The organism is Kitasatospora griseola, from assembly GCF_014648555.1.
GTDB lineage: Bacteria > Actinomycetota > Actinomycetes > Streptomycetales > Streptomycetaceae > Kitasatospora > Kitasatospora griseola.
In genome coordinates this window covers 103622-117179 of record NZ_BMRI01000019.1, presented here as the reverse complement: position 1 = coordinate 117179, position 13558 = coordinate 103622, and the positions used below count along the sequence as shown (strand labels likewise).

Genomic DNA, 13558 nt, shown 5'->3' with positions numbered 1-13558 from the left:
GGTCCTGTCGCACCGTTTTGAAGGATCATCAGTTGATCGTTCGCTGGCTGGACGGGGTGTCGAACCGGACAGTCCGGGACAAAGTGTGACGATACCGTGGTGACCACCACCAGCGAGACCGGCCAGGCGGCCCCGCCCGTCCTCGACCGGCGCCAGCGGAACGTCGTCTTCGGCACCATCGTGCTCGGCATGCTGCTGGCCGCCCTCGACCAGACCATCGTCGGCACCGCGCTGCCCACCATCGTCGCGGACCTCGGCGGCGCCGCGCACATGTCCTGGGTGGTGACGTCCTACCTGCTCGCGGAGACCGTCACCACCGCGCTGGTCGGCAAGTTCGGCGACCTGTTCGGCCGCAAGGTGGTCTTCCAGGTCTCCGCGATCGTCTTCATCACTGGCTCGTTCCTGTGCGGCCTCGCCACCAACATGACGCTGCTGATCGCCTGGCGCGCCGTCCAGGGCATCGGCGCGGGCGGTCTGATGGTCACCTCGATGGCGCTGATCGCCGACGTCATCCCGCTGCGCGAACGCGGCAAGTACCAGGGCGCGATCGGCGCGGTGTTCGGCGTCGCCACGGTGATCGGCCCGCTGCTCGGCGGGCTGTTCACCGACCACCTGTCCTGGCGCTGGGCGTTCTACGTCAACGTGCCGATCGCCGTCCTGGTGGTCGTCGCGGCGGCCCGGAACATCCCCGTGGTCCGCTCCGCGGCCCGCCCCGTCATCGACTACCTGGGCATCGCCCTGGTCGCGATCGGGGCCAGCGCCCTGATTCTGGCGACCAGTTGGGGCGGCAACGAGTACGCCTGGACCTCGCCCGTCATCATCGGCCTGTTCGTCGGCGGCGTGGTCGCGCTCGGCCTGTTCTGCTGGGTGGAGACCCGCGCCGCCGAACCGACGCTGCCGATGCGGCTGTTCCGCAACCAGGTGTTCACGGTCTGCTCGGTGCTCAGCTTCATCGTCGGCTTCGCCATGCTCGGCGCGATGACCTTCCTGCCGACCTTCCTGCAGTATGTGGACGGCGACTCGGCGACGGTCTCCGGCGTGCGCACCCTGCCGCTGGTGCTGGGCCTGCTGATCGCCTCCATCTTCAGCGGCAACACGGTGTCCAAGACCGGCCAGTACCGGATCTTCCCGATCGTCGGCTCGCTGGTGATGGCGCTCGGCCTGTACCTGCTCTCGCTGCTGAACCCCGGCACCAGCGCCTGGCTGGCCAGCCTCTACATGTTCGTGCTCGGCACCGGCATCGGCCTGTGCATGCAGGTGCTCACCATCGCCGTGCAGAACACCGTCGACTACGCCGACCTCGGCACCGCCACCTCCGGCGTCACCTTCTTCCGCACCCTCGGCTCCTCGTTCGGCACCGCCGTGTTCGGCACCATCTACACGAACGCGCTGAAGACCAACCTGGCCGACGGCGTCGCTGCGGCCGCCCGGGCCACCGGCAGCAGCCCCGAGCAGATCGCCGGCGCCGCGCAGAGCCCGCACGGCGTTCAGGGCCTCCCGCCGGCCGCGGCCGAGCCGGTGATCCAGGCGTACGCCGACTCGCTGCACACCGTGTTCCTGTGGACGGTGCCGGTCGCGCTGCTCGGCTTCGTGGTCGCGCTCTTCCTCAAGCAGGTCGAGCTCCGCGACTCCGCCCGGGCCACCTGCACCGACATGGGCGAGGGCTTCGCCCAGCCGTCCTCCGGGGACTCCGCCAAGCTGCTCGAACTGTCCGTCGCCAAACTCCTCGGCGGCGTCGGACTGGACACCGCCCGACAGGTCGTCGCCTCCTCCGGCACCCGGCTCGACATGGCCGGCGCCTGGGCCGTCATGCAGGTCGAGCTGTTCACCCGCAGCGTCGGCCACGCCACCCTCAACCTGATCGCCGCCCGCCGCCGGGTCCCCCCGGAGGTGCTCCAGCCGGTGTTCGACCGGATGGTCGCCGAAGGGTTCCTGGAGGCCCACGGCGGTTTCTATGCGCACACCGAGGCCGGCGAGCGGGAGGCCGCGGCCATCGGCCGGGCCTGGTCCCAGTGGCTGAACCACCGCCTGGAGCAGGACATCGGCCGCCCCCGCAGCGCCGAACTGCGGGCCGCCGCCGACACCATCGCCAAGCGCATGATCGCCGAGGACCTCGCCGAAGGGTTCCCGCAGGGCGGCGTGCCGGCCGGTTCGTCCTCCTGACCCGCCGTCATGTGACGTCGGCGTTCGTCGGACCGTCGGATCGGCGGCCCCGACCTCACAGGGCGTCAGGCCGCCCCGGCCGCGCCTGTCTCTAGGCTGGCCCCCATGCTCCTGTATGCCCCCGCGATCTTCTTCCTGCTGCTGGCCGCCGTCGGCGTGCTGCGCGACCGACGCCGCTTCAGCAACGCCCTGTACCTCGGACTCGCCGTCACCTTCCTGGCCTTCGCCTTGCTCGTCACCCTCGGCCAGGTCGACTCCGTGCTCGCCGAGATCGTGCTGATCGCGGTCGTCCTCGCCCCCGCGCTCGCCACCCTGGTGCTCGCCGCCCTGCTGATCGCCAACGGCTTCAAGATGCTCCGCAAGGAGGGCCGCCGGCTCGCCAACCTGCTGTCGCTGCTGTGCGGCCTCGGCATCCTGGTGGTCGTCGCCCTGCTGCTCGCCGCCACCCAGGCCGACTCGCCCGTGCTGGTGGTGATCGCCCGCACCGTCTTCCTGCTCTCCTGCTACCTGTCCTTCCTGTTCCTCTGCTTCATCGGCTACGCCTACCTCTACGGCCGGCTGACCCCCCGCCAGGACGTGGACTACGTCGTCGTCCTCGGCTCCGGCCTGCTCGGCGGCACCCGCGTCCCGCCGCTGCTGGCCAGCCGCCTCGACCGCGGCCGCGCGCTGTACGAACGCCAGGCCGCGACCGGCCGCCCGCCGCTGCTGATCGTCTCCGGCGGCCAGGGGCCCGACGAACAGCTCCCCGAAGCCCACGCGATGGCCGCCCACCTGATCGACCGCGGCTTCCCCGGCGAGCGGATCATCCGCGAGGACCGCTCCCGCACCACCGAGGAGAACCTCCGCTTCTCCCGCGACCTGATGACCGCCGCCGACCCCCACTACCGCTGCATCGTCGTCACCAACAACTTCCACGCCTTCCGCACCGCCCTCCTGGCCCGCCAGGAGTCCCTCAACGGCCAGGTGGCCGGTTCCCCCACCGCCGCCTACTTCTGGCCCAGCGCCACCATCCGCGAGTTCGTCGCCGTGCTCGCCGCCCACAAGTGGATCAACCTGACGGTCTGCGGCCTGCTCACGCTGGTCTCCGTGACCGCCTAGGGCCGCCGCCCGGAGCGGTTCGGGCGCAAAGTTATGCTGGTCGCCGTCACCGTTCAGCGCTCGGGGGAGTCGTGCCGCCCAACTACGCCAGTGTTCCGGGGCCGCGGCCGCGGCACCGCCTGCGGGTGGTCGTGGGTGCGGCCGCCGCGGCGCTGCTGCTCGGGATGGTGCCCGCCGTGCGGCACGGCGCCGAGTCGCTGATCGGCGCGGGCGGGCCGGACGGACCCCGGGTGACGGTGGCGACCTGGAACATGTGCGGGGTGACGGCCTGGGGCTGCGGCGAGTACGGCGGCGGCGAGCAGAAGGCCAAGGCGCTGCGCTCGCTGGCGAAGGACCACGGGGCCCGGGCGATCCTGGTGCAGGAGGCCTGCCGGGGCGACCTGGACCGGGCCCGGGCCGGGCTCGGCACCGCCTGGCAGCTCGCCTTCCAGCCGTACCAGCAGCTGGACGGAGCAGGCGGCGCCACCCCGGTGGACTGCGGCAGCGGACGGGGCGAGGCCGGCATCGGCATCCTCGCGGCCGCCCCGCTCACGGACGTCTCACCGGTCGCCGCACCCCAGCCCGAGCACGGCCTGCGCCGCGGCATCCTGTGCGCCACCGCCACAGCCACCGCAGCCGCGACCGTCCAGCCCGGCGGCGGCCTGCGGCTCTGCGTCGCGCACCTCTCGCTGCCGCCCACCGACCGCTCGGACCGCGCCGCCGAACTCCGCGACGACCAGCTGTCCGCACTGCTCCAAGCAGGAACGGCGGGAACGGCCGGGACGCCGGGCCCGGCCGGGACGGTGTTCGGCGGCGACTTCAACTCCTCGCCGCCGGGCCCGCGCAACAAGGACGCCTGGATCTGGCCGGCCGCCTACTTCGACACCGTCCAGGAGTGCGCCCAGAACACGCCGCGCCAGCACACCGGCTTCGAGTCCACCCACGAGAACGGGCTCAAGCTGGACTACCTGTTCACCGCGCTGCCCCGGCACGGCTGCGCCCAGGAGGACACCGGCTTCTCCGACCACCGGGCGGAGCTGCTCACCGTCGCGGCCGCGTTCTGACGGAGCGTCAACCGCCGTAGCGCTGCTGGAGCTTGGCGTCCCGGGCGAGCGCGCCGGCCACCACGAAGCTGACCTGGCCGGGCGGCGAGACACGGCCGTCGGCGTCGCCGGCGCGGACCTCGACGGTGTGCCCGCCGCCGCGCCACTCCCAGGCGGGCTGCCAGGTCCACAGGCCGTTCTCGACGGGGACGGCGCCGAGCACGTGCTCCCCGATGGCGAGTTCGACCCGGTCGGCGCCGGGCGCGTGGCCGGTCAGCCGGACGGCGGGGCCGGGCACGTAGCTCTGGTCGGCGGGGTCGGTGACCACGGGCGCGGGCAGCGGCGGGGCCGGCTCGGTGACGGTGAGGGTGTGCCGGGTGCGAGGGCTCTGCTCGCCGTCGTCGGTGACGCCGAACAGCTTCAGGGTGTACTCGCCGGCCTCCCACGGGCGGCTGAAGCGGCGCTCCCAGCGGCCGTCGGCGTCGGTCTGCGCCGAGCCCATGTACTTGCCGCTCAGCCAGATGCTGACCCGGGCGGCGCCGGGCGCGTACCCGGCGACGGCGACGGCGTGCCCGGGGACGGTGGCGCCGGGCGCCGGGTGGTCGACCCGGGGGCGGGGGAAGCGTTCGGTGCCGGCGAGCAGCTCGTCGATCGCGGAGGTGTCCCGGCCGGGCTGCTCGCCGCCGATGCGGACGTGGCCGATCCGGGGCGCGATGCCCGCGACCAGCAGGTTGAGCAGGCCCATCACGGGCGGCAGGGTGCGGGCCGTGACGGTGTCGTGGCCGGTGATCAGCGGGGAGTCGTTGAACACCAGGTTGAAGTTCGGGTAGTCGCGGAACAGCTCGACGTAGGGCGCGACCTGGCGGGTGTAGTGCTCGTCCTGCGGCGAGGTGACGAGGTAGACGTTGGTGTGCCGGTGCGGGGTGGCGGCGACGAGCTCGGGCATGATCGCATCCAGCGCGGCGACCTTCTCGGGCGTCGCCTGCCCCATCATCAGGGCGGCCGCCGCCGGCCGGCGTTCGCGCAGCGCGGTGCCGATCCGGAACTGCGGGACGACGGCGAGCGCGTTGCCGTAGCCGTGCCGCAGCGCGAACTGGAGGGCCGCGGTGCCGCCCTTGGAGCCGCCGAACATGGTGACCTGGTCGGCGGTGAGGCCGAGAGCGTGGACGAACCCGGCGATCAGCGCGGCGACCGAGCGTTCGACGCCGAAGTCCATGTCCTTGCACAGGTAGTAGGCGTTGCCGCCGTCGAACAGGTCGCGGACCCACAGGATGTTGGCGCGGACCTGGTCGAGCACCCCGTTGGAGAAGCCGTACTCCTGCGGGGCGGAGAAGTTCGCGAACACCACGACCAGGTGCCGGGTGCCGTTGCGGGCGTGGCTGAACCGGTACTCGACGGGGACGGGCCCGCTCTCGTCCCGGCCTTCGACGACGGGGCGGGCGGGGCGGGGCTTCTCAGACACGGTGGGGTTCCGTTCCTCTGCGCATGCTCTGCAGGTCGCGGAGCCGGGCGGCGGCTCCGTCGGGGTCGTCGGGGCCGGCGAAGTGGGCCGGCAGCGGCCACGGGACGCCCTCGAAGCCGCCCGGGGCCGTCGGCTCGTGCCGGGGTGCGGCCGGCGGCTCGACCGGCGCGGCGAGGTCGCCGCCCGCGACCAGCAGGCGGTCGGCCAGCCGGGCGGCGGCGCGGCCGTCGTCGAGGTCGCAGTAGTCGCGTCGGAAGCGCCGGTAGCGGTCGGCGTAGCGCTCCCGCACCGCGTCGGCGTGCCGGATCGCGGTGATCAGCTGGGCCGAGTCGGCGAGCAGCGGGCCGGGGGCGCTGGTCTCGAAGTCGAAGTAGAAGCCGCGCAGGGTGTCGCGGTAGTGCTCCAGGTCGTAGGTGAAGAACAGGATCGGCCGGCCGGTGTTGACGAAGTCGAACATCAGCGAGGAGTAGTCGGTGATCATCACGTCGGTGATCAGCGACAGGTCGGCCATGTCGGGGTAGTCGGAGACGTCGTGGACGAATCCGTCGCCCGCGCCGGGGACCGGGTCGACCACGTTGGGGTGGCGGCGGACCAGCAGCACGTGGTCCGCGCCGAGCCGGGCGCGGGCGTCGTCCAGGTCGATCCGGAAGTCGAGCTTGTACCGGCCGGGCGCGTAGTACTGGTCGTCGCGCCAGGTCGGGGCGTACAGCACGACCCGCTTGCCCTCGGGGATGCCGATCCGCCGGCGGATCGCGGCGGCGCGCTGCTCGGTGCCCGGGCGGCGCAGCACGTCATTGCGGGGGTAGCCGGACTCGACGATCTCGCCGGGGAAGGCGAAGGCGCGGCGCAGGATGGGCGTGGAGAAGGAGTTCGGGGAGACCAGCAGGTCCCAGTTCTCGACCTCGACGGCCAGGCGTTCCAGGTAGCGCTTGTCGGCGAAGTGCACGGCCTCGATGTCGTGGCCGATCTTCTTCAGCGGGGTGCCGTGCCAGGTCTGCACGACGACCTGGCCGGGGCGCTTGCGGAACCAGTCCGGCAGGTGGTTGTTGGCGACGATGTAGCGGCTGGTGGCGAGCGCCTCGTACCACTCGGGCGACCACATGCGGACGGCCCGGGCGGTGTCGGGGACGTCCACCTGGTCGTCCTTGACCACCCACAGGTGCTCCAGCGGGACCTGGCGGCGGACCAGTTCCTCGTGGACGGCGCGCGGGCTGTCGGAGTACTGGGTGCCCTTGAACGCGTCGAACAGCACGGTCGGCCGGACCGGCTGCTGGCGGGCGGCGGGGTACGCCTTGGTGCGCAGCAACTTCTGCCGGTAGGGGCCGCGGGCGTGGTCGGGCATCGCGGAGTGGACCTGCAGCGAGAGCCGGTCGTAGCTCTCGGCCTGGAGCTCGTAGCCGCGGCCGTCGGCCTCCATGGTCTGCGGGAGGCCGGGAACGGCGTCCTGCTCCAGCTTGAGCATCAGCTCGGGCAGCAGGTCGGCCGGCGCGGTGCGGGCGGGGTCCTGGCGGCGCAGGTAGAGGTCCCAGCGGCCGGCGGAGAGCGGGACGGTGCCGGCCAGGGTGCGGATCCGGGCGGGGGCGAAGCGGGCCCGGAAGTGCTCGCCGATCAGGTCGAGCGGGACGGTGCGCTCGGTGCCCTGGGCGCGCGAGCGCAGCACCAGGTGGACCTGCGGGCGCTGCTCGGCGGGGACCAGGTGCAGGGCCGGGTAGCGGCCGACGATCTCCAGCGTGCCGTCCTCCTCCCAGACGTGGCGGGTGACCAGCGGGAGGGTGGCGCGCTCGAACAGGACGAGGTAGCCGGCGCCGTTGCGGTGCACCACCAGTTCGCGGTCGCCCTCCGGGGTCTGCAGGCCGGCTGGGAGGCGGTGGTGGCCGTCGGGGGTGTCCTCGGCCATCACCGGATACATCGTCATCTTGCGCCCGGCGACGTGGAAGGTGGTCTTCCAGCCGTTGGCGCCCAGGTCCCAGGACTCCGGCACGGACCCGTCGGCGCCGTCGCCGCGGTGCGCGGGCACCAGGGAGCGCAGCGGGACGCGCACGGTGAAGGTGCACCAGCCCTCACCGCCGGGGGTGAAGTGGACGGGGGCCTGGGTGCGGCCGGCGCCGCCGAGGCTGACCAGGCGCAGCCGGCCGCTCTCCGGGACGGTGGGGCCGAGGTGGACGCCGCGCAGCTCCAGGTGCTCGCCGACCAGCCGGTGGCCGGTGATCCGGCAGCGGACCACCTCGACCCGGAGCTTGAGCCGGTTCTGGACGAACAGCGGCAGCACTCGGGTGTTCTTGTCGACATACCGGTACGGCGGGTTGGCGGCGCTGCCGACGCTGCCGCGGTCCAGGCCGCGGTAGCGGAACAGGCCGCGGCTGAGCACGCCGGCGGCGACGTCCCAGGTGCCCTCGGCCCACTGGCCCTTCTGCTTGAGCCGGTTGGTGTCGAAGGCCGCGGTGAAGCCCGACCAGTCGTAGCAGTAGCGGTTCTGGTTGGAGTGCTCGGTGGCCTGCGGGGCGTAGACGGTGCGGGCGGGGACCAGCAGCATCCGGTCCTGCTTGGTGTTGCGCAGCGCCAGCGCCTTGACCGACATGTGCCGCTTGTGGACGTTGACGAAGCGGATGTACGCGTTGCCGGAGAACTCCAACCGGTCGCCGTCCCACCGGACTTCGCCGACCGAACCGTGCAGCGAGAGCTCCTTGCCGAGCCGGTACGCCTTGCGGCCGATGCCGACCCGGCGGTCGCCGAGGTGCGGGTACTTCAGGTAGCGGTGGAAGCGGCGCTGGACCGGCATCGGCCCGCCCCGGCGCTCGAACTCGACGACGTCCAGCAGCTCCTGGAGCTTGCGGCGGCGCACCAGCAGCCACTTCACCCGGGCCTCGGCGGGCAGTTCCTCGATCAGGTCCTCGCCGGCCTCGTCCAGGAACTCGTTGGCCCAGGTGACGAAGGAGTGCCGGTACTCCTCGTCGCCGTCGGGCAGCGCCTTCAGATGGAGCATCAGGTCGGAGGTGAGGCAGGCCAGGTCGTACTTGCGCTTGGACTCGGCGAAGCTCTTGGAGCGGTGCCGGCCGAGGAAGCGGCTGACGGTGAGGACGGCGTTGACCCGGTCGCGCAGGTTGTCGAGCTCGTGGTGGCGCTGGGTGATGGAGGGCGCGGCGTTGCCCTCGCGGCGGCGCCAGTAGTAGACGACGTCGGTGATGGTGTCGACCTTGGTCGCCCGGAAGTGGGCGAACATGTTGACCCAGGAGTCCTCGTAGAGGACGCCCTCGGGGAACTCGATGTAGTAGTAGTCCCAGAAACTGCGCCGGAACAGCTTGTTCCACACCGTGCGGTCGTAGATCAGCTTGTCGAACCGGGTGATGTGGGTGCCCCGGCGGTTGGCCGCCATCGGGCCCTTGTGCAGCGGGGACTGCCACTTCTTGGTGGAGTTCATCATCTGCACGTTGCCGGAGACGAAGTCCGAGCCGGACTCCTCCAGGGTGCGCAGCAGCGTCTCGTAGGCGTGCTCGGGCACCACGTCGTCGCCGTCGGCGAAGACCAGGAACTCGGCCTCCGGGTGCAGCGCCCGCAGACCGGTGTTGCGGGCGTGGCCCGGGCCGTGCGCCTCCTGCCGGATCAGCTTGAACCGCGGGTCCCGGGCGCACATCGCCCGGGCGATCCCGGTGGAGCCGTCGGTCGAGCCGTCGTCCACCAGGATCACCTCGAAGTCGCGGAACGACTGCCGGGCGATGGACTCCAGGCACTCGGCGAGGTACGTCTCGACGTCCTGGAACGGCACGACGACGCTCATCCTCGGGCGATTGGCAACCACGGGATCCGTCCCTCCGTCAGCCCGCGGTGGCCGGAACGGGCTTGTCCTCGCGCAGCGCCTGCCAGAGCTTCTGCGCGCGGGGCTCGTCGGCCACCACCCGGTTGTGGTCGATCCGGTCGGCGACCACCGGGAGCATCACGGTCTTCATCCGCTCGGGCTGCAGGCCCTTCATGCTCTGCGCGAAGTCGAGCAGGCCGTTGACCGAGCCCAGGTCGGTGTCGGTGGTGAGGGCCTTGGTGGCCGCGTTCGCCACGCCGTACGCCTTGGTCGGGCTGGACAGGGTGCCCTTGCGCTGGAGCTGGGAGAGGACGGAGAGCAGGAACTTCTGCTGCAGGCCGATCCGTCCGAGGTCGCTGCCGTCGCCTATGCCGTGCCGGGTCCGGACGAAGGCCAGCGCCTGGGCGCCGTCCAGGGTGTGGGTGCCGGCCGGCAGGTGCAGGCCGCTGTACTTGTCGTCGATCGCGACGTCGGTGGTGATCTCCACCCCGCCCATCGCGTCCACCAGGTCCTTGAACCCGGCGAAGTCGATCTCCACGTAGTGGCTCATCCGCAGCCCGGTCATGGACTCGACGGTCTTCACCACGCAGGCCGGACCCGCCGTGGTGTAGATCGAGTTGAACATCACCCGGGGCGAGGCGGCCACCTGCTTGCCGTCGGCGGCGGTGCACGCCGGACGGGCGACCATGGTGTCGCGCGGAATGCTCACCACGGTGGCGTTGGCACGGCCCTGCGGTATGTGCACCACCATCGCCGTGTCGGAACGGGCGGTGCCGCCGACGTCGCCACCCGCCAACTCGCCGTTGTCGCCGCTGCGGGAGTCCGACCCGAGCACCAATATGTCCTGCGCACCGGTGGGCAGCACGGCCGGCCGGTCCTCGCCGAGCGCCTTGTCGATGTCGACGGTGTCGAGGTTGCCCTCCAGGTGCCGGTACATCCAGAACCCGGTGCCACCGGCGGCCAGACCCAGCGCGAGCACCACGCCGCCACCGATCAGCAGGATCCGCCGCCCCCTGCGGCGCGGCTTCGCCTTCCGCTCCGGCGCGGCCTCCGGTGCGGCCGACATCCCGTCAGTCTGCGCCATGGATCGAGCATCCTCCCAGTTCACGGGCCTCGGTGCGTGCCCGGAGCGGTCATGCTCTCATGCGATCTTCATCGTCTGTTTACTTTTTTGATCACGGGCCTATACCAACTCTTTTCGTGCCCGACACGTGACCCTCCGTGACATTGCCCGTTTTTTGCGCTACGGACGGTGCTCGCCGGTGATGCGACGTCAGGGTGCGCGGTGGCAGCCGGGATTGGTGGACGGCCGGTGGCCGGTGTGCCCGTTGGCGGGGCGCACCGGCCTCGGCGGAGTTCGGTCGGGTGGGTCAGGAGCCGGTGTCCGCGGCGACGAAGGTGTAGGCGCCGAGTTCGAGGAAGAGGGCGTCGGCGAGTTCGGGGACGCCGGTGAGGGGGACGGCGAGCCGGCGTTCGAGGGCCCCGGCGTTGTTGGTGACCGGGTTGTAGGCGCGCAGGACGATCCGGGCGTCGCACGGGAGGGGCCGGTCGAGCTGGACCACGACCGTGACGGTGCCGGAGTAGTTGGCGGGCAGGAGGACCGAGCGGGTGTAGCCCTCGTCGGTGCCGGGCGAGTAGATCTGTGCGGTCAGGCTGAACGGGGCCTTCTGGTCGGTGTTGGAGAAGGTCGCGGTGCCGGAGGGCAGGTCCGTGCCGGAGATTCCGAAGACGAATCGCGTGGGGGTGCTGTTCAGGTTGCAGATGGCCAGGTTGGCGAGGACGTAGTTGGTCCGCCGGCACGGGATGACGTCGATGTTGCGCCAGCCGACGTTGGGGTTGTACCTGACCCAGTTGAGGTAGTCGGCGAGCGAGGTGAAGGTGGGCAGCGTCGCGGACATGGGGTGGGCGGGGGTGTCCACGGTGGTGATCGTGCAGTAGTGGCCCGGAGGCGTGTCGCTGGGGAAGAGGAACGCGGACCGGCTGACGCAGATCCGTCCCGGCGGGACCTCCCGGGAGCCGCCGCGGACGGTGAACGGCACGCTGGTGCCGCCGCCCTCCGCGGCGATCGGGGTCCAGGCCCGCGGATCCAGCAGCAGTCCGCCGGGGGCGAAGTAGAGCCTGACGTCGCCGGAGGTGGGGCAGCCGGTCCGCAGGTTCTTCCCGCGGACGTAGATGCGGTTGAGCTGCCCCTGCACGATCGGGTGGCGCAGCCCGAGGTCGGGCCCGTTGTAGCTGGACTCCAGCAGGTCGAAGTCGAGGATGTCGCTGCCGAAGGGGATGATGTCCGGGGATTCCCAGACCGGGTCGGCGGTGGGCGTCTGCCCCATGTCCTGGAAGTTGTCCCGGACCAGGATGTCGTCCCAGCTGGCGGCGGCGTTCATGGTTCCTCCCGAGTGAGTGGTGTGCCGGGGGCGCATCCCGTGCGGCCTGCGCAGGCCGTGCCCAGAGGAGGGGTGTACTTCGGGGCGGTGCGATTCCCCGGAAAGGAGTCCGTCGGACGGCCGTTGGAATCGGCGGTCCTCGTCGGCGGCCGTACGGAAGGTCGCCGGATTCGTCGGTGAATCGGTCCTGACGGGTCGGGGCGGCGAATGCGCCCGGTGCCGGACGCCGCGTCGGCGTCGTCGAAATCCAATGTATTGTGCTCGAACCATTTCGCCCAATACGCCGTCCGAGTGAACGTCGGCTGTCGCCGGTCGAGTGGGCGCTGCGGCGGAAGTCGACGATATGCACCGTCAAAAAGCCCAGCCGGAAAGCGAGTTGTTCCCGGGTGTTCCCGGCGCGGGATTCGGGGCCGGTCCGGTGCGCGAGCCGGCGCCGCCGGGCGAATCGGACCGGCGTCAGAGCCCGGCGGCCAGGCCCCTGAACAGGGTGAGCAGGCCGCCGGCGAGGGCCAGCCCGAGGACCAGGCGGCGGACGGGGCGGTCCGGGACGCGGCCGGCCATCAGGTGGCCGGCGACGGTGCCGACCGCGACGGCGCAGGCCGCGACCGTCCACTGCGGAGTGGACAGGGCCGGCAGGCCCTTCGCGCTCAGCGACATGACGTTCACCGCGAGGCCGAAGAACTGGGCGTTGGGCAGGAATTCGCGGGCCGACCAGCCGCAGTTCGCCGCGTACAGCGACACCGGCGGGCCACCGACGCCCGCGGCCGCGTTCAGCAGTCCGCCGGCGGCGCCCGCCACCACCGCCCCGGGCACCCCGCGCAGCGCCGCCGCCCGTACGCCGAGCATCACCGCCACGGACACCGCGCTCACCACCGTGCCGATCGCGGCCAGCAGCACCGCCTCGGGCGCGACCGTCGCCAGCCGGGCGCCGAGCGGCACGGTGAGCGCGGCGGCCAGCACCAGCGGCACCATCCGTCCGGCCCGGACCCCGCGCCAGCCGACGGCCAGCCCGAGCACGCTGATCACCCCCGAGGCGCAGTTCGCCAGCCCCACGCCGCCGGCCGGGCCGAGCACCAGGACCAGCACCGGCGCGGCGATCAGCGCGAACCCCATCCCGGACAGCCGCTGCACGGTCGCCCCGACCAGTACCACCACTCCCAGCGCCGCAACGCCCACGATCCCGACCTCCCGTCAGCGGCGTCTCCGGTGGGCCACGGTGGTCAGCGTACGGCCCGCCCGCCGGCCCCGGTCAACCGGCCGGTGGGGACGGGGAGTCACCAGCCGGAGGGGGAGGCCGCGCCGAGGCGGGCGGCGGTGAGGGAGTGGCGGAGGCGGCGGTAGGCGTCGTCGTCGAAGTGGCCGGCCCGGGGGTGCAGGACGGTGGCGGCGGACAGCGCCACCGCGTCGGGGAGGATCGCGGACCAGCCGGCGTTGCCGGACAGGCCGGCGGCGAGGGCCGCGACGGCGGAGTCGCCCGCGCCGGTGGGGTTGCCGGCAACGGCGGCGGGCGGGGCGCAGCGCCACGCGCCGTGGGCGTCGACGGCGAGCAGGCCGTCGGGGCCGAGCGAGGCGAGGACGGACTCGGCGCCGCGGCGCAGCAGCGTCCGGGCGGCGTCGTGCGGGTCGGGCAGGCCGGTGG

At 72.3% G+C, this 13558-nt stretch carries 9 protein-coding genes; 3 read left to right on the top strand and 6 right to left on the bottom strand.

Translation table 11 applies throughout. The features are described from left to right. The first annotated feature begins 99 nt into the window (after nt 1-99). The 3 genes from IEZ12_RS23400 (at nt 100) to IEZ12_RS23390 (ending at nt 4304) form a co-directional block, all read left to right on the top strand. Nucleotides 100-2163, top strand: coding sequence for an MDR family MFS transporter (locus IEZ12_RS23400; protein ID WP_189274351.1), 2064 nt, complete (start codon nt 100-102; stop codon nt 2161-2163). A 105-nt stretch (nt 2164-2268) separates the two neighbouring features. Continuing rightward, nucleotides 2269-3261, top strand: coding sequence for a YdcF family protein (locus IEZ12_RS23395; protein WP_189274349.1), 993 nt, complete (start codon nt 2269-2271; stop codon nt 3259-3261). Nucleotides 3262-3332: 71 nt separating this feature from the next. Continuing rightward, entirely contained in the window at nt 3333-4304 is a 972-nt protein-coding gene (locus IEZ12_RS23390) for an endonuclease/exonuclease/phosphatase family protein (RefSeq protein ID WP_189274347.1), read from the top strand. Nucleotides 4305-4311: 7 nt separating this feature from the next. Here the strand turns inward: IEZ12_RS23390 and IEZ12_RS23385 are convergent, their stop codons facing one another. From IEZ12_RS23385 to IEZ12_RS38910, 6 genes are all read right to left on the bottom strand, one after another. Further along, nucleotides 4312-5745, bottom strand: a complete 1434-nt coding sequence (locus IEZ12_RS23385; RefSeq protein ID WP_189274345.1) for a hypothetical protein — start codon at nt 5743-5745, stop codon at nt 4312-4314. Next, entirely contained in the window at nt 5738-9520 is a 3783-nt protein-coding gene (locus tag IEZ12_RS23380) for a bifunctional glycosyltransferase/CDP-glycerol:glycerophosphate glycerophosphotransferase (RefSeq protein ID WP_189274343.1), read from the bottom strand. The genes IEZ12_RS23385 and IEZ12_RS23380 overlap by 8 nt, the downstream gene beginning before the upstream one ends. Before the next feature lie 37 nt (nt 9521-9557). After that, nucleotides 9558-10622: an LCP family protein gene (locus IEZ12_RS23375; RefSeq protein ID WP_229847853.1), complete on the bottom strand. Its 1065-nt coding sequence runs from the start codon at nt 10620-10622 to the stop codon at nt 9558-9560. A 286-nt stretch (nt 10623-10908) separates the two neighbouring features. Further along, nucleotides 10909-11919 (bottom strand): hypothetical protein, encoded by a 1011-nt coding sequence (locus IEZ12_RS23370; protein WP_189274341.1) that lies wholly within the window; start codon nt 11917-11919, stop codon nt 10909-10911. A 456-nt stretch (nt 11920-12375) separates the two neighbouring features. After that, nucleotides 12376-13095: a TSUP family transporter gene (locus tag IEZ12_RS23365; RefSeq protein ID WP_308431069.1), complete on the bottom strand. Its 720-nt coding sequence runs from the start codon at nt 13093-13095 to the stop codon at nt 12376-12378. Between the two features lie 98 nt (nt 13096-13193). After that, nucleotides 13194-13558: PfkB family carbohydrate kinase (locus IEZ12_RS38910; RefSeq protein WP_229847851.1), on the bottom strand; the 365-nt coding region annotated here is incomplete at its 5' end.